Annotated in this window: 15 protein-coding genes and 1 pseudogene; 5 read left to right on the top strand and 11 right to left on the bottom strand. The window is 62.0% G+C overall.

The annotated features are described in order from the left end of the window. Position 1: 1 nt before the first annotated feature. The 6 genes from AC07NK_RS00290 to AC07NK_RS00265 form a co-directional block, all read right to left on the bottom strand. Positions 2-1252, bottom strand: a complete 1251-nt coding sequence (locus AC07NK_RS00290) for a type II restriction endonuclease (protein WP_495168574.1) — start codon at positions 1250-1252, stop codon at positions 2-4. Continuing rightward, positions 1239-1709, bottom strand: a complete 471-nt coding sequence (locus AC07NK_RS00285) for a very short patch repair endonuclease (RefSeq protein ID WP_495168573.1) — start codon at positions 1707-1709, stop codon at positions 1239-1241. The genes AC07NK_RS00290 and AC07NK_RS00285 overlap by 14 nt, the downstream gene beginning before the upstream one ends. Then, the gene (dcm, locus tag AC07NK_RS00280) at positions 1699-2940 is read right to left on the bottom strand and encodes a DNA (cytosine-5-)-methyltransferase (RefSeq protein WP_495168572.1); all 1242 of its coding nucleotides are present in this window, start codon (positions 2938-2940) and stop codon (positions 1699-1701) included. Before dcm ends, AC07NK_RS00285 begins: the two co-directional genes overlap by 11 nt. Before the next feature lie 242 nt (positions 2941-3182). Further along, on the bottom strand, positions 3183-4055 hold the full coding sequence (locus AC07NK_RS00275) for a DUF4238 domain-containing protein (protein ID WP_495168571.1): 873 nt from the start codon (positions 4053-4055) through the stop codon (positions 3183-3185). A gap of 386 nt (positions 4056-4441) precedes the next feature. Beyond that, positions 4442-6232, bottom strand: coding sequence for a DGQHR domain-containing protein (locus AC07NK_RS00270; protein WP_495168570.1), 1791 nt, complete (start codon positions 6230-6232; stop codon positions 4442-4444). Next, the gene (locus AC07NK_RS00265) at positions 6232-7182 is read right to left on the bottom strand and encodes a DNA-methyltransferase (RefSeq protein ID WP_495168569.1); all 951 of its coding nucleotides are present in this window, start codon (positions 7180-7182) and stop codon (positions 6232-6234) included. The genes AC07NK_RS00270 and AC07NK_RS00265 overlap by 1 nt, the downstream gene beginning before the upstream one ends. 636 nt (positions 7183-7818) lie before the next feature. On the opposite strand from AC07NK_RS00265, the pseudogene AC07NK_RS00260 reads away from it, so the two are divergent. From AC07NK_RS00260 to AC07NK_RS00250, 3 genes and pseudogenes are all read left to right on the top strand, one after another. Further along, positions 7819-7944: pseudogene (locus tag AC07NK_RS00260) on the top strand (DUF1989 domain-containing protein); the annotation flags it as partial. A 96-nt stretch (positions 7945-8040) separates the two neighbouring features. Continuing rightward, complete coding sequence (locus AC07NK_RS00255) at positions 8041-9687, top strand: MFS transporter (protein ID WP_495168568.1); 1647 nt, start codon at positions 8041-8043, stop codon at positions 9685-9687. Positions 9688-9849: 162 nt separating this feature from the next. Continuing rightward, positions 9850-10893 (top strand): rod shape-determining protein, encoded by a 1044-nt coding sequence (locus AC07NK_RS00250; RefSeq protein ID WP_495168567.1) that lies wholly within the window; start codon positions 9850-9852, stop codon positions 10891-10893. 9 nt (positions 10894-10902) lie between these two features. Here AC07NK_RS00250 and AC07NK_RS00245 read toward each other — a convergent pair whose 3' ends face one another. Genes AC07NK_RS00245 through AC07NK_RS00235 form a run of 3 tightly spaced genes read right to left on the bottom strand, consistent with a single transcriptional unit; the run spans position 10903 to position 12453 of the window. Then, positions 10903-11274 (bottom strand): VOC family protein, encoded by a 372-nt coding sequence (locus AC07NK_RS00245; RefSeq protein ID WP_495168566.1) that lies wholly within the window; start codon positions 11272-11274, stop codon positions 10903-10905. A 13-nt stretch (positions 11275-11287) separates the two neighbouring features. Continuing rightward, the gene (locus tag AC07NK_RS00240) at positions 11288-12061 is read right to left on the bottom strand and encodes an SDR family NAD(P)-dependent oxidoreductase (RefSeq protein WP_495168565.1); all 774 of its coding nucleotides are present in this window, start codon (positions 12059-12061) and stop codon (positions 11288-11290) included. Positions 12062-12072: 11 nt separating this feature from the next. Next, positions 12073-12453, bottom strand: coding sequence for a hypothetical protein (locus AC07NK_RS00235; RefSeq protein ID WP_495168564.1), 381 nt, complete (start codon positions 12451-12453; stop codon positions 12073-12075). 54 nt (positions 12454-12507) lie between these two features. On the opposite strand from AC07NK_RS00235, the gene AC07NK_RS00230 reads away from it, so the two are divergent. Continuing rightward, positions 12508-13128 carry a TetR/AcrR family transcriptional regulator gene (locus tag AC07NK_RS00230; RefSeq protein ID WP_495168563.1) on the top strand — a complete coding sequence of 207 codons (621 nt, stop codon included), beginning with the start codon at positions 12508-12510 and terminating at the stop codon, positions 13126-13128. A 30-nt stretch (positions 13129-13158) separates the two neighbouring features. On the opposite strand, the gene AC07NK_RS00225 is transcribed toward AC07NK_RS00230, so the two are convergent. Beyond that, positions 13159-14361, bottom strand: coding sequence for an alkaline phosphatase (locus AC07NK_RS00225; RefSeq protein ID WP_495168562.1), 1203 nt, complete (start codon positions 14359-14361; stop codon positions 13159-13161). A gap of 87 nt (positions 14362-14448) precedes the next feature. Next, entirely contained in the window at positions 14449-15093 is a 645-nt protein-coding gene (locus AC07NK_RS00220; protein ID WP_495168561.1) for a helix-turn-helix domain-containing protein, read from the bottom strand. Positions 15094-15486: 393 nt separating this feature from the next. Here AC07NK_RS00220 and AC07NK_RS00215 point away from each other — a divergent pair, with 393 nt between their 5' ends. Next, positions 15487-17346, top strand: coding sequence for a serine hydrolase domain-containing protein (locus AC07NK_RS00215; RefSeq protein WP_495168560.1), 1860 nt, complete (start codon positions 15487-15489; stop codon positions 17344-17346). Positions 17347-17457: the final 111 nt, after the last annotated feature.

Raw genomic sequence — 17457 nt, 5'->3', positions numbered from 1 at the left:
ATCAGGGGGCTGCAACCGGCAGCAGACGTATATCGGCGATGAAGCTTTCCAGCGTCTGAAGGTGCGGCTGGACCGACGCCGGAAACTTGTCGGAGAGTCCCGCCGGCACCACCAGCTGGACACCCGCCTGTGTCATTTCGCGAAACTGGGTTTCGGACACGCCCTCCTGCAGAGTGAGTAGATGCTTGGCGGAAATGCGATCGGCCTCGTTGAGGATCTGACGCCACCGGTCCCTGCAGGTGGTCTTGACCGCCAGCATACGCAGCCGACCGGCGGGAAAGGACGCGTCGCGATAGGCTGAAATTGAGGGGAAGAGAAAATCGGGCCGCTTGCCAGTTTCGGACTCGGGCTGGTGCGCGAAATGCGTGTTCTCGACGAGTCCTTCCTCGATGAAGATCGCGCGGGTGTGAAGCTCAAGCGAATGCCCCGACCGCGCCTTTCGTCGCTGGAGGATGGTTTGTGCCCGCGCGATGAACGCATCGACACTTGCGAATCCGGCCTCGATATGTGGCAGCTCGACTGCCTGCTCGACGCTGCGAAAGATTTCGAACTCGCATTCGCGGCGACGCAGCAGCCGCCTGTCAGGATTGAGGCTGGCGTCAGGGCGGAGCTCGACGGCGCGGCGGATGATGTCGGCGCCTGACGGAAAACGTGTCCGCCATGCGACCGGAATCTCGTCGGGCGAAAGCCAGCAGCTGGTTCGCACCGGCGGTGCAGATTGCAGCAGGGTGAGCAGGCCGCCGTCTGCGGGTGGCCACAACAGCCATTTCCCGGGCTCGACCGGTCCGACACGATCCTCGACCACATCTTCCTCGGTTTCATGTCGGCATACCCAGACGTGGCAGTCGGCTGTTTCCGGTGGCTTGACCGTCCGGAACGCGAAGATCGTCAGGGCCCCGGTGCTCTCGGGGTCGAGCAGCGCGGAGGCACCACCGCCGAAACCCGTAACTCGTGTCTCGTCCCGTCCGCGCGTGGCAGACGTGTCATGGTAGCGGTTATTGTACCAGATCGCCCGCACCTCGCGATAATCGGCATGGGAGTCCAAATAGAGGTCGAAATGGACATCCGGGTTCTTGATCTCGCGGTGATTGAGTGCCGGGAAGATACGGAACAGGAAGTCACGCGGAATATAGGGGCCAGCTTGGTGGCTCTGGTTCGCGAGCGTGTCGTTGGCCGACAGGCGCTTCACGTACCAGATGAACTCGGGCCCGCCATATTCGTCCAGCCACTCGACAAGATCACCTACCGGCACTTTCTGTCCCCCTGATCTCTCCGGTCCGTTCCCTGCTCCGCAGCCACATGGCCGCCGCCGAAACGACAGCGTCCGCGCCGATACGCCCGGGTCCCTTCAGCGCGCATTCCCAGATGGTGAGCACGCGCCATCCTTTCTGGTCAAGCCCAGCGTCCACCTCACGGTCGCGCTCGCGGTTGCGGCCGATCTTGGTTCGCCAGAATTCCTGTCGCGATCCTGGCCAGTGGAATAACGGACAGGCGTGACCGTGCCAGAAGCACCCATGGACAAGGACGACCGCGCGCCAGCGTGGCAATACGAGGTCCGGCTGCCCCGGCAGCGAACGGTCATGCAACCGGAACCGGAAACCGAGCGCATGAAGGCCCCGGCGCACCACCATCTCCGGTTTGGTGTTCTTTGCCTTTATCCCGGCCATCATCCGGCTGCGGGTTGCGGGATCGACAACGTCACCCGACAAGCGCGAGCTTCCGCTGGAGGTGTTCGGGCTCGAGTTCGGCGGGATCAACCAGCCAAGGCAGCATGTGTTCGGCGACGGCGCGGACCACGGGCACAACAACCGAGTTACCGAATTGCCGATAGGCTTGGGTGTCCGACACCGGAATGACGAAATCCTTCCGTCCGGGCTCGTCGAAACCCATCAGCCGCGCGCATTCACGGGGCGTCAGGCGACGGGGGTTGCGGCCTTCCTGCGCTACAAGGATTTCCGAGCCATCCTTGTAATAGCGGGCGGAAAGCGTCCGCGCGACGCTTTCGCGCCCGACAAGTCCGAACCCGAAGCCGTTGCCGGCTGAACGGTGCTTCTCGGCGTATTTCTGGAGATAGCCCCAGAGATGGTCGGTAAGCGTGTACTTCTCCGCTACAGAGCCGATGTTGCCCCGCGTATAGGGCGCATCGATCTCCTCGGTCCCGTCCTCAGGATGCAGGATTGTGCCCAACTTCGGACCGTTGAGCGGATTAGGCAGCACCAGATCATCGAATGTGAAGTCGTTCGCGTCGCGGAATCCCACGATGAAGATGCGTTCACGCTGCTGCGGCACAAACGACTTGGAGTTGATGACCTTCCAGTGGACCTGATAGCCCAGTTCGGCGGTCAGCGTACGATGGATGACCTCGAAAGTGCGTCCCTTATCGTGGTTGACCAGATTCTTGACGTTCTCGAGCAGGAACGCCCGCGGCCGGTGATGCTTGATGATCTGCGCCACATTGAAGAACAGCGTGCCCTGCGTCTCGTCGGCGAAGCCGTGCGGGCGATTGAGTGCATTCTTTTTCGACACCCCCGCGATCGAGAATGGCTGGCACGGAAAACCTGCAAGCAGCAGGTCGTGGGCTGGAATATCCGTGAGCGCAATCTTGGTGATATCGCCTACGACTTCATGCTCGCAATCGAAATTGGCGAGGTAGGTCTGCTGCGAATGCTTGTCCCATTCGCTGGTGAAAATGCAGCGTCCGCCGATATCCTCGAAACCGCGTCGCAGTCCTCCGATGCCGGCAAACAGGTCGATGAAGGTGAAGCTGGTGGAGTCATTGGCCAGGCCGCTTGGCTTGCGGCGTGCCATCGACTTGAGCAGCCGGACCGCAGCCAGCCGCGGCTTCGCGTCGCCGGTTTCCCAGCGATAGACTGTGCGGCGGGAGAACCCCGCCGTGTCGGCAAAATTCTCGATGCTGATACCAGCGCGGGCACGGAGCATGGAGAATTCTGTCGCTTGCGGCATATGAGCACCTCTGGGAAGATTTGTGCCATTTTGTCGCATTGATTCCCATCATGCAAGAACAAAAGGCGAATTTTCCATCAGACGCGTAGCTTTCGCTCGGTTTCTCGACTTTGCGAGGCGGCAGCGTTCGCATTCTGCGTGAAGCCGTTTGGGATGAGGCTGAACGAAGCCAAGGTTCGAGCCGATTGTTGATTTAGCCCCTATCGGCAAAGAACCGCCTAGAGCGGCTCAATCCCAGCATAGCCGATATTACGGGAGAGAGATTGGATCAGCGCTTCTGACCGGCCGGCGATGACCGTTGATCGTGTAGTGCTGGCCTCGTTCATGCGGCGGACCTGCTCCATGTCGATATCGATGATCTCAACGGCCCGGGCGCGCGCAAGCTGCCCCACCGCGATGTCCCAAGTCAGCGGAAGGAACATGGTCTTGTGTGTCCAGCCTCCGCCCGGTTGCCGAAAACGGGCCATGGCACCGGGCACATCGCCGACGATGAAGCTGCGCGCAGGATCGGTGATCCTGTAAATGGCGACGCCCATCTGCGCAAACTGGGCCAGCACTTCTTCTGACGGTCGCGCCGCCTGAGCCAGGATTATGGCGTTCTTGGCTATGCGCGCGGCAAGCCCGGCCTCGTCTGGGTCGCGGCCATTCTCCGCCCGGGCTGCGCGAATCTTCTCGACCGTTTCCGCGATCTTGCCGTCAAAGTTCATCTGCTCGGCGAACGCGGCGATCGCGCCTGGAGTGCGCTTCAGCTGATAGTAGAAGAAATGGTCCCAGAAATGCCACGCGCCCTTGTCGAGCTTCCGCGTGTCACCGCCCCGGACGACGGCGGCGAGGTCATCAATGAACTTCGCACCCGTACCCTCCATGTCTGCGAAGAAGTTCTCTAGCGTCATGTCCTCGGTGCCGTCGGGGTGAACCAGCGTATAGAGATCCCGAATGACGAAAAGGTTTTGCGCGGCGTTGGTCCGCGCCTTGCCCTTGGCGAAGTCTCGGCGCCAGAACCAAAGCTGCCCATTCGTATCGGTGAAGTGACGCAGCATCATCTGCGGGATGAAATGATGTCGCCGCGGCGGATTGGATTTCGTCGTCATGCTGGTCTCAGGCTGGGCCGGAAGGAGAGAAGTACGGTGGGTTGTAGCTGTCCATTCTCATGACACTGCAGGCATGACAATTATGCCCTCATTTCAGTCATTCAAATTGTGTGGCATCGATCCCAAAAGCAGCCGTCTGCAAGTCACGGATGACAGCTAGCTGTGCGGGGACAGTCAATCTGCTGACCGGCAACAGAACACGTTGCCTAAGCTGGGGTGCACAAATCGCAATGGTGCACCGAACTCGGCGCATGATGTGGCAGCGATGCCATCGTCAAACCTGCAACCTGACCCGATGCGCCTTCTGGCCGCGACGGGGCAAAGGATCGATGGCGGCAATTGCTATGCGCCCTGGTTAACGGATGATCCGCCCGGCAGCGAGATGTCTACGCGTTTGGCACGGACGGTTCGGAGTGAATGCCGAAATGCGCTTCGGCGATCTCTTCGGCCATGCGACCATATTGGCTGGAATGATACTTGCGAAAATCGAAATCGTCGATCCCGGCAAAAGCCTTGTCGAGAGCCGCGGCGTTAATCGATTTGCCATGCTTGATCAGCAATCTCAGCGTGATCAGGAAGCTGTTCACATATGTCGTCGCCAAGACGCGCTTCTCAACCTTCTTGTCGGTCGTCCAGCGGCCTGCCGTCAGATTCTTCCTGATAGCAACTAAGAGCAAGTTGATCGTTTCGACGCAGAACTCCACATATTCCGCGAGCGCTACGTCATTACGCCCTTCGGCGACGTCGTCGCGCGCGTCATGGGTCCAGATTGAAAACAGCGAATCCGTTCCGCTGGTCTTAACGAGCGGTCGTAATCCGAAACTCACGATCGACGCAGTCTTGAGCTTGTCAGTATCGAAAAAATACTGCTCGACAACGCCTTGCAGCGGCCCGCGCTTGGCAAGCTGGGTAAGAACGCGCGCAGCGATCGACTCGCTCGCAAAAGGCTCGAGGACCAATCCGATAGCTTGTTTAAGCTGAGACTTGGCGTTGGTCTGGGTTGAATTGATCTCCAAGAACAGCCGCGCTTCAAATTTCTCACGTTCGATATCGGACAGGCCCGAAGGATAAATGATGCCCGTCACCAGCAGGTTCTGCTGCACGCGCAGCGCGGCGATCTCAGGGTCGTCATTTGTCGTTTCGTGATAGGCAAAAACCCGGTGCTGCCCGTCGATGATGCCGATGCTGTTCGGCTGGTCGGGCAGCTTGATGGTGACCGGTGCGGTCTCTTTCAGCTTCGCGGAGTCGATTGTCTCAAGCTTCTCGTTGAGCGGCTGTACCTGCGGCGGCAGAGTGACGATGATATTGTTGATGAAGACGCGCTTCTGGCGCTTCAGATAGGTGCGGATGGCTTCGACCTTCGGCTTCGAGATCATCCGCTGATACAGATTCAGGGAATCACGCCAGCCATCCTTGCGCAATACATAGGCAGTGCGAAGCAGTGCGTCTGGATCAGCATAGAACGTGACGATCTTGAAGCCCCGGTCAAAGTGTGAATGGGCTTCGGGAAGCAGCGAGCCCGAATAATCCTTCGAACGGCTGCCGACTTCGATCTTGCCGTTAACGCCAACCTTCGCGTCCTCGATGCCCAAGAAAAGGAGTAGTTCGAATCGTGAGGACTTACGAACCGCGTCCGAAACAGCCGCAAAATACCGGACTGCCGGATAGTCCATATAGATCGGGGCGGGAACGTTAGCCTTGTGCCGCTCGTCGAAGTCGAAGCGCGAACAATAGACGATTTTCACGATCCGCTGTTGGACATGATAATTTTCCGCAAGCTGATATGCGCTCGATGGAAATTTCTCGGCCAGGAAGGTAAGAAAAGCCTCCGGGTCTGCCAAGATCTTGTCGTAAATATGCTTCTTGTTCTTGAGGTGCTCGCCAACGCCTGAGGCTTGCGCACAGGTATATTCCGCGAGGATGATGACATTCTCATAGACGAAAATGTCGTCGAGATCCGACTTCTGGTTGTCGTAGGTGAACTCGCGGTCGCTGACGCCGGTGACGCGGTGAAATCCTGCGCGCGCGAACGAGGCCCGGATCGCTACGCGGTGGTCATTCTTGAGCTTGTTGGCCGCTTTCTCCAATGCCGAAAGCGGTGCCTTTCGCTTCGATTTCCGCGTCTTCCTGCCGGCCTTGGACGCGGTGGCTGGCACTGTGGATGCCCGCTCCGCCATCACTCAGCCGCCTCGGACCATTCTTCGGGTACTTCGGCGACCTTCTCTCCCGCGCGCGGTCGCCGGACCGCCTTGGCGGACTGCCGCAATTCCAGTGCACCGGCGAGTAAGGCCCGCACCCGCTCATGAGACAGCGCGATATATTCGGCACTGCGGTCGATGCCGATCGCGCTGCGCCCCGCCTTGAGCGCGGCGATAGCGCTGGTGCCGGCCCCGACAAACGGGTCCAGCACAACGTCACCCGGTCGGGAGAAGGCGAGAACGCAGCGTTCCGCGAGTTCGTGGGGAAATTGACAGGGATGGATCGTCTGTTCCGGATGCTTCGCCTTGACGTTTGGAATTTCCCAGACCGGATTCTCGTTGAAGCAGTCGTCGGCGGAAAAGGTCCAGAAATCCGACGGGTTTTTGCCCAGCGGATTGCCGCTCGGCTTGCCGGCCTTTGCTTCGCCCTTCTTCGCCGAATGACGCTTTCCGGGATAAAGCTGCGGCACTCGGATTGGGTCGAGATTGAACACATAGTCGTCGGACTTGGTGAACCACAACAACGTCTCATACCGACCTGAAAGCCGCTTGTTCGCGTGAAGGCCGAAATTGAACTTCCAGATGATTCTATTTCGCAGCTTGAACCCATGGCTGACGAACATGCCGTAAAAATGATAGTCGAGCGGTACTACCTCACCATCGCGCACAAAATTGCCGACTTGCCAGCAGACGCTGCCGCCCGCCGCAACCTTGGAGCAGATCTTCTCGACGACCGGGGTCAGCCAGGCGACATACTCGTCGAGGGACATGGCCTTGTCCCGTTCGTATATCTTGCGAAGGTTATAGGGCGGCGACGTGAGGACAAGTTGCACCGACCCGTCGTCGATACGGTCTAGCGCGTCTGAAACATCTGCCTGGATGAGCCGAAGGCCCTCGTCCACAATCTCCGGTATTTCCGCGTCGGCCAAAGCGAACCCCCAATCCTGAAGATCGGATATCAGCAACAATTCGCGGTTTCCACAGCGCGTATCGCCGGTTCGGCATTATTTCCAGCGAGGCGCCGGGCGCTCAAACCTAAGTTGCATGACGTTTCGCCTGCCATGGGGATGTAATTACTGACCTGCGTCGCGCACGAGCCGGCAAGAACGCTCGTCCGACGCGATATTCCAAAGCCCGAATTTTTGCGGCCTCACGTCCGCTTACGCAGGGTTGCCTCCCGAAATTCGCCTGGCAGCTGATGGCCCAACATGTGTCATTCAGCGTTGATGTCGGGTCGCTCCGCAATGCCGAGGCTCAGGCCTGGCGGGTGCGCGTTGAAGATATCCTCGCAGCCTAGTGACTCACTGCCCAGAGCCATAAAAGATGTAGCAAGACAATTTGACACAAACTGAGAATAAGCGTAATCAAATCATCTATGGGTAAAGCATAGTGGAAATGTGCTGGCCATTTGATGGGTATTGCGAAGTTTTTTATTATTGATAGTTTAGTCTATTCAAATAGTTATTTAAACTCATCGAGTTCTCTTCTGGGCACCATTTGCTCCCCTGGAGCATGCGACAACAAAAATGCGGCAGATTTCTGCCGCTTTTTTGTTGTGATCGCCCGGCGACCGGATCGTCTTTCGTGCCGAGCAGGATCTGGTCGTCGGACTCACGGCCTGTTCGGCTTATGCTTCGAACAACGGCAGCTTCAAGCCGATCGAATACCGGATCGACGAAGCCGGCGATTGAGGTTGCGTAAGACGGACCGGCGAGTGGCGGCAATGTACCCATCCGGTCGTCACGGGCATTGGATCGGTTCGTGATCTCCGGCATTGAGGGGGCAATATGCCGCAAGTCCCCTCCAGTCCCTTTGCCGTACCCCTGTTCCGCGCCGTGTGGCTGGCGAGCCTGGTGTCGAACTTTGGCGGGCTGATCCAAGCGGTCGGTGCGTCGTGGATGATGACCGGAATGGGCGCCTCGCCCCAGATGATCGCGCTCGTTCAGGCCTCGACCAGCCTGCCGATCATGCTGCTTGCGCTCTGGGCGGGCGCCGTGGCCGACAATCTCGACCGCCGCCGGGTGATGCTCACTGCGCAGGGCTTCATGCTGATCGTCTCGGCGGCGCTGGCGCTCGGTAGCTGGCTCGGATGGATTACGCCCTGGTCGCTGCTCGTCTTCACCTTCCTGATCGGTTGCGGCACCGCGATCAACGGGCCTGCCTGGCAGGCTTCGGTCGGCGACATGATTCCGCGCGCGATATTGCCCGACGCGGTTGCTTATAACAGCATGGGCTTCAACCTCGCGCGCAGCACCGGCCCGGCACTCGGCGGCGTGCTCGTCGCGATTGCGGGCGCCGCGGCGGCGTTTCTTGCCAATGCCGTGAGCTATATCGGCCTCATCGTTGTCCTGTTGCGCTGGAAACCCGATCTTCCCGAACGCCGTCTGCCGCGCGAGCGGCTCGGCGTCGCGATGGCCGCCGGCATCCGCTATGTCCGCCTCTCGCCCAGCATCCGCGTGGTGCTTGCGCGCGCGGCCTTGTTCGGGTTCGCGGCGAGCGCCCTGCCGGCGCTGATGCCCCTCATCGCGCGGGACCTCGTCGGCGGCGGGCCGCTCACCTATGGGCTGCTGCTCGGCGGGTTCGGGACCGGCGCGGTCATCGGTGCGGTGGGCGCGCGGCGGCTGCGGCTTGCGCTGTCGACCGAAGCACTGGTCCGGCTTTCCTCGCTCGCGGTGGCGCTGGGTGCCGGACTGGTCGCGCTCGACCTTGGTCTGCCGCTGAGCCTGCTCGCGCTGGTTCTGGCCGGCGCAGGCTGGGTCAGTGCGCTTTCGACCTTCAACGTCAGCGTCCAGATGGCCTCGCCCCGTTGGGTGGTCGCGCGTGCGCTCGCGCTGTATCAGATGGCGGCGTTCGGCGGCATGGCCAGCGGGAGCTGGATGTTCGGACTGATGGCCGAACGACAGGGCCTGTCGACCGCGCTGCTCGCCGCCGGAGGCGTTCAGCTTCTTGGCATCCTTGCAGGTCTGTTCTTTGCCGTGCCGGAGATCAATCAGCTCGATCTCGATCCGCGCGACAGCTGGAGCGAGCCGCAAACCAAAGTCGCCATCGAACCGCGCAGCGGGCCGATCGTCATTACGATCGAGCACCGGATTGCCGAAGGCGATATCGGGCGGTTCCTGAGCGTGATGAGCGAGCGGCGGCGCATTCGCCTGCGCGACGGCGCGCGGCATTGGAGCTTGCTGCGCGACCTTGAGGAGCCCGAGCTCTGGATCGAACGCTATCATGTCGCGACCTGGGTGGATTATGTGCGCCACAATCAGCGCCGCACCCGCGCCGACGATCCCAACAGCGTCGCGCTTCGAGCTTTGCAGATCGACGGCAAAGAGCCGGTGGTGCATCGCCGAATCGAGCGCCAGACCGGCTCGCTTCCCTTTGCGCGTGCGCCCGATGCGCGCGAGCTCGATCCGGTTACCGATCCCACCCGGTCAAGCTGATCGTCGCGCCGGGGATCGGAATCCGATCAAATGGTCGTCCGCGCGGCTCGGATAGCCGCTAAACTGCTTGACCGGGCCCCACTGCGGGGCCACCCGCACCGTTCCACGTGATCGCTGTGCTGCCCGCTTGCTTGCGCTGTCGACGCCAATTGATTGAACTCGATGCGATTTCCTCGCTTATTTCCCGGCGCTTCCTACGACCTCGCAATCGATCTCGGCACGGTGAATACGGTTGTCTACCTGCGCAACCGGGGGATCGTCCTCAACGAGCCCTCGGTGGTCGCGCTCGAAACGCTCAACGGGGTTTCCCGCGTGCGCGCGATCGGTGCCGAGGCAAAGCTGATGCTCGGCAAGACCCCCGACAATGTCAGCACGATCCGCCCGATGCGCGACGGCGTGATCGCCGACGTCGATGTCGCCGAGCAGATGATCAAATACTTCATCGGCAAGGCGATGGGCGGGTCGCGAAAGCTGGGGCGCAGTCCTGAAATCGCGATCAGTATCCCCAGCAGCGCGACGCAGGTGGAGCGGCGCGCGATTCAGCAGGCGGCTTCGAATGCAGGTGCACGCAAGGTGTATCTGATCGAAGAATCCATGGCGGCCGCGATCGGCGCCGGCTTGCGCGTCACGGAACCGCTGGGCGCCATGGTCGTGGACATCGGGGGCGGCACGACTGAGGTCGCGATCCTCTCGCTGCGCGGGCTGGCGTACAGCGCGTCGGTCCGCGTCGGTGGAGACCGGATGGACGAAGCCATCGCCTCGGGCATTCGGCGCAAGCACAATCTGATGATCGGCGAAGCCACGGCTGAACGGATCAAGGTCGAGATCGGTACCGCGCAGATGCCGGCGGATGGGATCGGCGCGGTGATGAAGGTGAGGGGGCGCGATCTCGTCAAGGGCATGCCCGCCGAAGTCGAAGTCAGTCAGGGCGAGATTGCCCATTCGCTCGCCGACCTTGTCGCCCAGATTGTGGAAGCGACGCTTTCCGCGCTGGAGAAGACCGAACCCGAACTGGCCTCCGACATCTATGATCAGGGGATTGTGATGACCGGGGGCGGCAGCCTGCTCGGGCATCTGGATGACGTGCTCTCCAAGGCAACCGGTCTGCCGGTCATCGTGGCGGAGAATGCCCTGATGTGCGTGGCAAATGGCGCGGGACGTGCTCTGGAAGATCCGGAATATCGCGGCGTGATGTTGGACGTCTGAATCTCGCCTTCATCTTGGCGGCACGGTGGTGAAGAACTCGTAGCTGTTGCCATCGCCGTCCCAGACATAGAGCCCGCGCCCGCCATGCAGGCGATTGATCGCCCGGTCCCGGGCGAACGGCCCCGAACCGAATGGCAGGTCACGCACCGTGACGCGATCCAGGATCGCATCGAAATCGCGATTGGTGGTCAGGAAGGCGAAATGGCCGAATACAAAGGCGCCCTCGTCATAGAAGTCGAGCGTGAGCCGGCTGTTGACCCGCACCGCCGCGAACGGTCCCGCGGCGTGCACAGGTGCTGCGTCGATGAGGTCGGCAAAGAAATGTGCCGCTGTCCTCTTGTCGGTGCAGCGGACGATGGCGTGATTGAGTTCGAGATCCATGGTGTGATGTCCCTCAGTGCATCAACCGGCCACCGGCGATGTCGAGCGTCGCGCCGGTCAGCCATCCGGCGCTTTCCGACGCCAGGAACAAGGTCGCCGCAGCGATGTCTGCCGGTGTTCCCAGCCGGCGCAGCGGGTGGAGGTCGGCGATCTGCTGCCGCACCGCGGGCGGCATATGCTCCGCGGTGCGCCCGGTCAGCACTGCAGACGGGGCGATGCAGTTCACGCGAACGCCATCGGGCCCCAGATCCTGTGCAAGCTGTTGGGTGAGCAGGATGATCCCGGCTTTCGCGACACCATAGCCAAGCGGAGCTGACGATGGCGCCCGGCCCGCGGTCGAGGCCATGGTCACCGCGGCGCCATGGCCGCTCTTCCTGAGGTCGGGCACAAAGGTGCGCAGCGTCAGGAAGGTCGCGGTGACGTTATTGTCCAGACTGGAACGCCAGTCGCGCTCGGTCACCTGCTCGATCGGCGCGGGCCGGCTCGTGCCGCCGCCGGCAAAGGCGATCAGGAGGTCGAGGCCGCCCTGCCGTTCGATCAGCGCGCCGCGCGCGGCCTCGAGCTGGTCGGCGCTGGTGCAGTCGAGCTCGATCGCCGCGTGGCCGGCCGAAATCGCGGCGAGTGACGCATGGACCTGATCCAGCCGCGTCCGGTCGCGTCCGGCGATCGTCACCCGAACGCCGTTATGCGCGAGCCAGCGCGCGGTCTCGGCGCCGATCCCGCCGGACCCGCCGGTGATCAGCGCGGTCTTGCCGGCGAGGTCCGGAAACAGGGGAATGTCGGGCATTGTGATTTTCCTCAGATGTAACGCGCCGTGGCCATGCAGATGATCGTGACGACGAGCAGCGCGGCGGATGCGCGATAGCCGGCGGCGACGCGCGGCGAGGGTTCGCCCGACCGCAGCCCCGGCCGCAGCACGACGATCTGGACGAGCAAGGCGAGGATCGCAGCCGCGGCCCCGGTCGCAAGGATCTGTTCGGTGCGCTGGAAGCTTCCCGGATGCAGCAGATGCCAGAGCGACAATCCCGACAGCGCCGAGACGCTCGCGGCACCGATTTGCGGGCGGAACAGGGCGCTGGCGCCCTCTCCTCCGTTTCGCGCGAGAACGAAGGTCGACCCCGCCCAGAAGATCGACGACAGGACATGGACAGCGAGGAGGATGATCAGCAAGATTTGCATCGGCGAAGCTCCGGGTCGACAGACCTGACTTATATTAGATATACAGGCTGTATAGTGATTATTCCCGGCAAGGCGTCAAGGCCCTATTCGAACGAAAAGCGCGAGGCGAAGGCGGCGGAGACGCGCGCGCGTCTGATCGCCGCCGCGCTCGACATGCTCGGCGATGGCGACGGACAGATGCTGTCGCTCGATGCCGTGGCGAAGGCGGCGGGGGTCACGCGGCTGACGGTCTACAACCAGTTCGGCGCGCGCAACGGATTGCTCGAGGCCGCATTCGATGCGCTCGCCGGGCAAGGCAATCTGACTCGCCTGGCTGCGGCGATGGCACTGCCCGAGCCGCGCGCTGCGCTTGCCGCTGTGGTCAGGATTTTCTGCGATTTCTGGGCGTCGCACGATGGGCTTAGCGGCATCTTCGCCGCAGCGGCGAGCGATGCCGAACTGGCCAGCGCGCTCGCCGCGCGCAACGAGCGGCGGCGCGTCCTGTTGGGAATATTGGTCGATCGTCAGGGCCATGCGCAGGCGAAGGCCGATCGCGTCGACCTGCTGTTCATGCTCACGAGTTTCGCGACCTTCGCCGCCTTGCGCGGCGAGCAGCGGGACGGCGAGGCGGTGTGCGTCCTGCTGCTGCCCCTGTGCGACAGGATCCTGTCGGGCGAGCCCCGCGCCGACCGCTGACGTCCGCGCGGGTCGATCCCTCCCCCGATGCTATTTGCCCGGAGCGGTATCCGGCTTCCAGCCCCACGCCTTCATCATCACGTCGAACAGATAGGTGTTGGGGAAGTAACCGCGGACCCGCTCGGCGCCCGCGCCGATCGCCAGCGCGGCAACTTCCTCTCCGGTGTGGGTGCGGTTGACCAGCACGTTCTTGAGCCGGACGATATCTTCCTTGCCCGCCGCGGCCTTCCACGCATCATAGCCGGCAAGCAGTTCCTCGCCGCGGCGGCCGCCATCGACCTGCAGGCCAAAGCTGTGATCGGCGGTGAATAGCAGCAGCGTGTCGTCGAGATCGACCCGCGACTGAACCTCGGCGATCAGCTTGTCGAAATCGACGACATTCTGCAGGCCCTTGCGCGGATCGTCGGTATGCGCGTCCCATTCCACGACCAGCAGATAGCCTTTGGGCGATTGCTGCAGGATATCGAGCGCTTTGAGCGTCGCCGCACGCGCGTCGATCGCGTCGCCGACGACGACGGGCCGCTTCTCGCCGGCGCGGATCTCGTCAAGCGTCGAATGGATCGTCCGGCCATGCGTCGTGCCCAGCGCCGCGAAGCTGGTGCCCGCTTCGGTCAATTGCTCGCCGATCTTGCGGCGCCCGGCACCGAACAGCACGTCGACCCCGTCGCCGAAGCGCGGCGCAAAGGCCTGCAGAAAAATCTCCCCCCATTTCTTGCGGTCGTTCGAATGGGCATAGGTCGCCGCCGGGGTGGCGTCGGCGATTGACTGGGTGGTGACCACGCCGGTCAGCAGTCCGCGCTGCTCGGCATATTCCAGCACGGTCTTGGTCGGCGCGCCGTCCTGCGCGCCGCGCGTTGCGTCCGCCGTCTGGCTGATCACGCCGTTGCGCGTCTTCACGCCCGTGACGATCGCACTCATGCCGTTGGCCGAGTCCGAGACGAACGCGTCGACGGGGGAGGTCTCGCTCAGGCCCAGATACGGCCAGCGCTGGATCCCCAGCCGGCGCGGTTCGCCATAGCCCAGCAGGCTGGCGCCGTGCAGCACCGGCACGCCGCCGGCATCGGCGAGGAACAGGATGACGTTCTTCGCCTTCCGCCCGGGTTTCGGTGGAACGGCAGGTTCGCCGGACTGGGCTTGCGGCTTCGCCCGATCCGGGGCCCGGTCCTGCGCGGCTGCGGGTACGGCGACGCCGGCTGCGAGCAGGCAGAGGAAACCGGGAAATGCGGTTTTCATGAACTGGGTTCCCGTGATCAGAATCGATGTTGAAGATCGAATCGGTACGTGCGGCCGGTCAGCGTCATCAGGCGGTAGCGGCTACCCTCACTCGTTGACGCGTTCCGTCTCGGCATCCTCGCCATGGAGGTTCATCAGCGAACCCATCAGATCACTCTCGGCGCTCGAACACACGGCGATCACCACCGCCTCATTGCAATCTTCGCCGGTGATATAGGCGTGACCCATGTTCGAATCGATATAGATGGACTCGCCCTCGTCCAGCGCGACCGGGTCGTAAAATTCGGTATGCACGACGATCCTGCCCGACACGACGAAGACGAATTCCTCGCCGGGATGGCGCACGAGTTCGCCAAACTCTTCGGGGGTCTTGGCACGGATACGCGTCATGATCGGCAGCATCCGCTTTTGCCGCAATTCCGTGCACAGATAGAAATAGTCGTAGTTCGACGTCTTCACTCGAACGGCGCGGCTCAGGTCGCCGACACTGCGCCGTGCCGTGACTTGTGTTTCGCTGCCTTCATTCTCTGCGAACAGCTCGGACATGCGGATATTCAGCCGGCGGCTGAGCTGGAGAAGCTTGTCGTAGGAGAGGGTCAGACGGTCGTGCTCGATCTTGGAGAGTGTAGAGACCGGGATTCCGGTCTGCTCGCTCATCTCCTTTAGAGTCCAGCGATTACGATCGCGCAGTCCGCGCAACAATTTGCCGAGCGTGGGCTGGCCGTCCCTCATGCGATGTCACGCGTTGATGAATGTCGATCGAGTGTGTTTCGGTCCAGGATCATCTTGTCGCAATCGGAGTGGAGCCCGATCAGGGTATATGAGCGCCGCCCGCACAGCGCAATAACGGGCGTCCTGAACCTTCTTTGTGAGCGGGGCGAACTGTCGCGCGGGGTGCCCTTGCGGCATTGACAAACTCAGTTCCGAATGTTTTGTCTCAAAATGAGAAAAGTTTCAATTTTGAGAAAAGCCGGCGGCTTCCGGTTGGAAATACGCGGCAACAGGCAGGCGGGAAGCAGGATGCGGTTGATCAAATCGGTCAAAATGGCGGGCGCGCTCGCACTTATGGCATTGGCGGGCACTGCTTCTTCGAACCCACCCCCTGCTGCTCCGCCTGTTGAAGCTATGGCTGAGGCGCTTCCGGCGTCCGATCTGAACAAGGCGGACGTTGATGCGTGGCTCGATGGCTTCATGCCCTATGCGCTCGAGCGCGGGAACGCGGCGGGCGCTGTCGTCGTCGTCGTTAAGGACGGGAAGCCGATTACCCAAAGGGGTTTCGGGTTCGCCGATATCGAGAAGCGGCGCCCGGTCGATCCCGAAACAACGCTGTTTAAACAGGCGTCGGTTTCGAAGACCATGACCTGGACCGCGGTCATGCAGATGGTCGAGGCGGGCAAGATCGACCTCGACAAGGACATCAACGCCTATCTCGATTTCAAGATTCCGCCCTATGACGGCAAGCCCGTTACGATGCGCAACCTGATGACGCATACCGCGGGCTTCGATGAGGTTCAGCGCGGCCTCAACAGCTACGATATCAAGGATATCCCGACCCTCGCCGTGGCGATGAAGCGGCAGGTTCCGGCGCGGATCTATGCGCCGGGCAGCACGCCTGCCTATTCCAACTATGGCACCGCGCTGGCGGCCTATATCGTCGAGCGGGTCTCGGGCCTGCCCTTTGACGACTATGTCGAGCAGCGGATCTTCGCGCCCGCCGGGATGGCGCATTCGACCCTGCGCGCGAAACTGCCGGCACGGCTCGAGCCGCTGCTCGCCAAGGGCTATATTCTGGGTTCGGGCAAGCCGGGCCGGCCCGAACTCAACAGCTTCGCGCCGGCTGGCGGCATGGCCGCATCGGGCGCCGATCTTGGCCGCTTCATGATCGCGCATCTCGACAATGGCGGCCCGCTGATGAAGCCGGAAACCGCGCATCTGATGCATGACAGCATCACCCGCATGATCCCGCCGCTCAATGGCATGGCGCTGGGCTTCTACGAGCAGAATATCAATGGGCGCAGGGTGATTTCGCACGCCGGCGATTCACTCGAGTTCCACAGCCAGATGTGGCTGTTTCTGGGCGAGAAGGTCGGCATCTACATGTCGATGAACGCGGCGGGTTCGAACAAGGTATCGGGTGCGATCCGCAGCCAGTTGTTCGAAGGGTTCGCCGATCGCTACTTCCCCGCATCCCAGCGTGACGGCCGCGTCGACGCCGCGACGGCGCGCGAGCATGCGCGGATGATGGTCGGGACCTACAACAAGACCCGGCGGATCGAGGCGAGCTTCCTGAAGGCGCTTGAACTCTCCGGTCAGTATACGGTCTCGCTCGACGCCGACGGTGGCCTTGTCTTCAGCGCGGCACAGGAGGTGGGCGGCGCGCCTCGCAAATGGGTCGAGATCGCCCCCTTTGTCTGGCGCGAGGTCGGCGGAAAGATGCGGCTGGCGGCCAAGGTGGAAAATGGCCGCGTCGTCCGCTTCGGAATCGATTCCGCGTCTCCTTACATGCTCTTCGAGCCCGTTCCCTGGTACAGCTCCAGCGCCTGGCTGCTCCCCGCACTGTTCGCCAGCCTTGGCGCATTGCTGCTGACCGCGTTCTTCTGGCCGATTACCGCACTGGTCCGGCGGCATTATGGCGCGCGTCCGGCGCGCAGCGTTGCGGAATGGCGGGCCTATCGCCTTACCCGCGCACTTGCCGGGATTGCGGTGGCGGTGATGGTCGCGTGGCTGGTGTTCGCGACGTCGCTCCTGTCGGACTTCTCGTCGATGAACGGTGAACTCGATGGGATGCTGATCGCGTTGCGCATCGCGACGCCGCTGGTCCTCTTCGCGCTGCTTGGCGCTGCGGCTTGGCATCTCTGGCTGGTCTGGAAGGGCGCGCCGGGCAAGTTCAGCCGCTTCTGGAGCGTGGTGCTGGTGATCAGCGCGGCCGTGTTGCTGTGGATCGCCATTGTCTTCCACCTCATCGGCTGGGGCACCGCGTTCTGATGGGCAGCGAATTATGTTGTATTTTCCAAATAGAGAATTACTGTCGGATCAGGTCATCGAGGCGTGCGGCGTGCAATCGCCTCGAATGTCCGGCTTCTGATTTTAGCAGGG

Source organism: Sphingomonas sp. GW821-FHT09B04, assembly GCF_059418285.1.
This window is presented reverse-complemented; position numbering and strand designations above follow the sequence as displayed.

Coding starts and splice junctions, on each gene's coding strand:
- AC07NK_RS00245 (WP_495168566.1), bottom strand. CDS start 11,274: ATGGATCTCGAACTCAATCACGCCATCGTCCGCTGCACCGACAAGAGG.
- dcm (WP_495168572.1), bottom strand. CDS start 2,940: ATGCTCCGTGCCCGCGCTGGTATCAGCATCGAGAATTTTGCCGACACG.
- AC07NK_RS00255 (WP_495168568.1), top strand. CDS start 8,041: ATGCCGCAAGTCCCCTCCAGTCCCTTTGCCGTACCCCTGTTCCGCGCC.
- AC07NK_RS00235 (WP_495168564.1), bottom strand. CDS start 12,453: ATGCAAATCTTGCTGATCATCCTCCTCGCTGTCCATGTCCTGTCGTCG.
- AC07NK_RS00220 (WP_495168561.1), bottom strand. CDS start 15,093: ATGAGGGACGGCCAGCCCACGCTCGGCAAATTGTTGCGCGGACTGCGC.
- AC07NK_RS00240 (WP_495168565.1), bottom strand. CDS start 12,061: ATGCCCGACATTCCCCTGTTTCCGGACCTCGCCGGCAAGACCGCGCTG.
- AC07NK_RS00250 (WP_495168567.1), top strand. CDS start 9,850: ATGCGATTTCCTCGCTTATTTCCCGGCGCTTCCTACGACCTCGCAATC.
- AC07NK_RS00215 (WP_495168560.1), top strand. CDS start 15,487: ATGGCTGAGGCGCTTCCGGCGTCCGATCTGAACAAGGCGGACGTTGAT.
- AC07NK_RS00270 (WP_495168570.1), bottom strand. CDS start 6,232: ATGGCGGAGCGGGCATCCACAGTGCCAGCCACCGCGTCCAAGGCCGGC.
- AC07NK_RS00275 (WP_495168571.1), bottom strand. CDS start 4,055: ATGACGACGAAATCCAATCCGCCGCGGCGACATCATTTCATCCCGCAG.
- AC07NK_RS00225 (WP_495168562.1), bottom strand. CDS start 14,361: ATGAAAACCGCATTTCCCGGTTTCCTCTGCCTGCTCGCAGCCGGCGTC.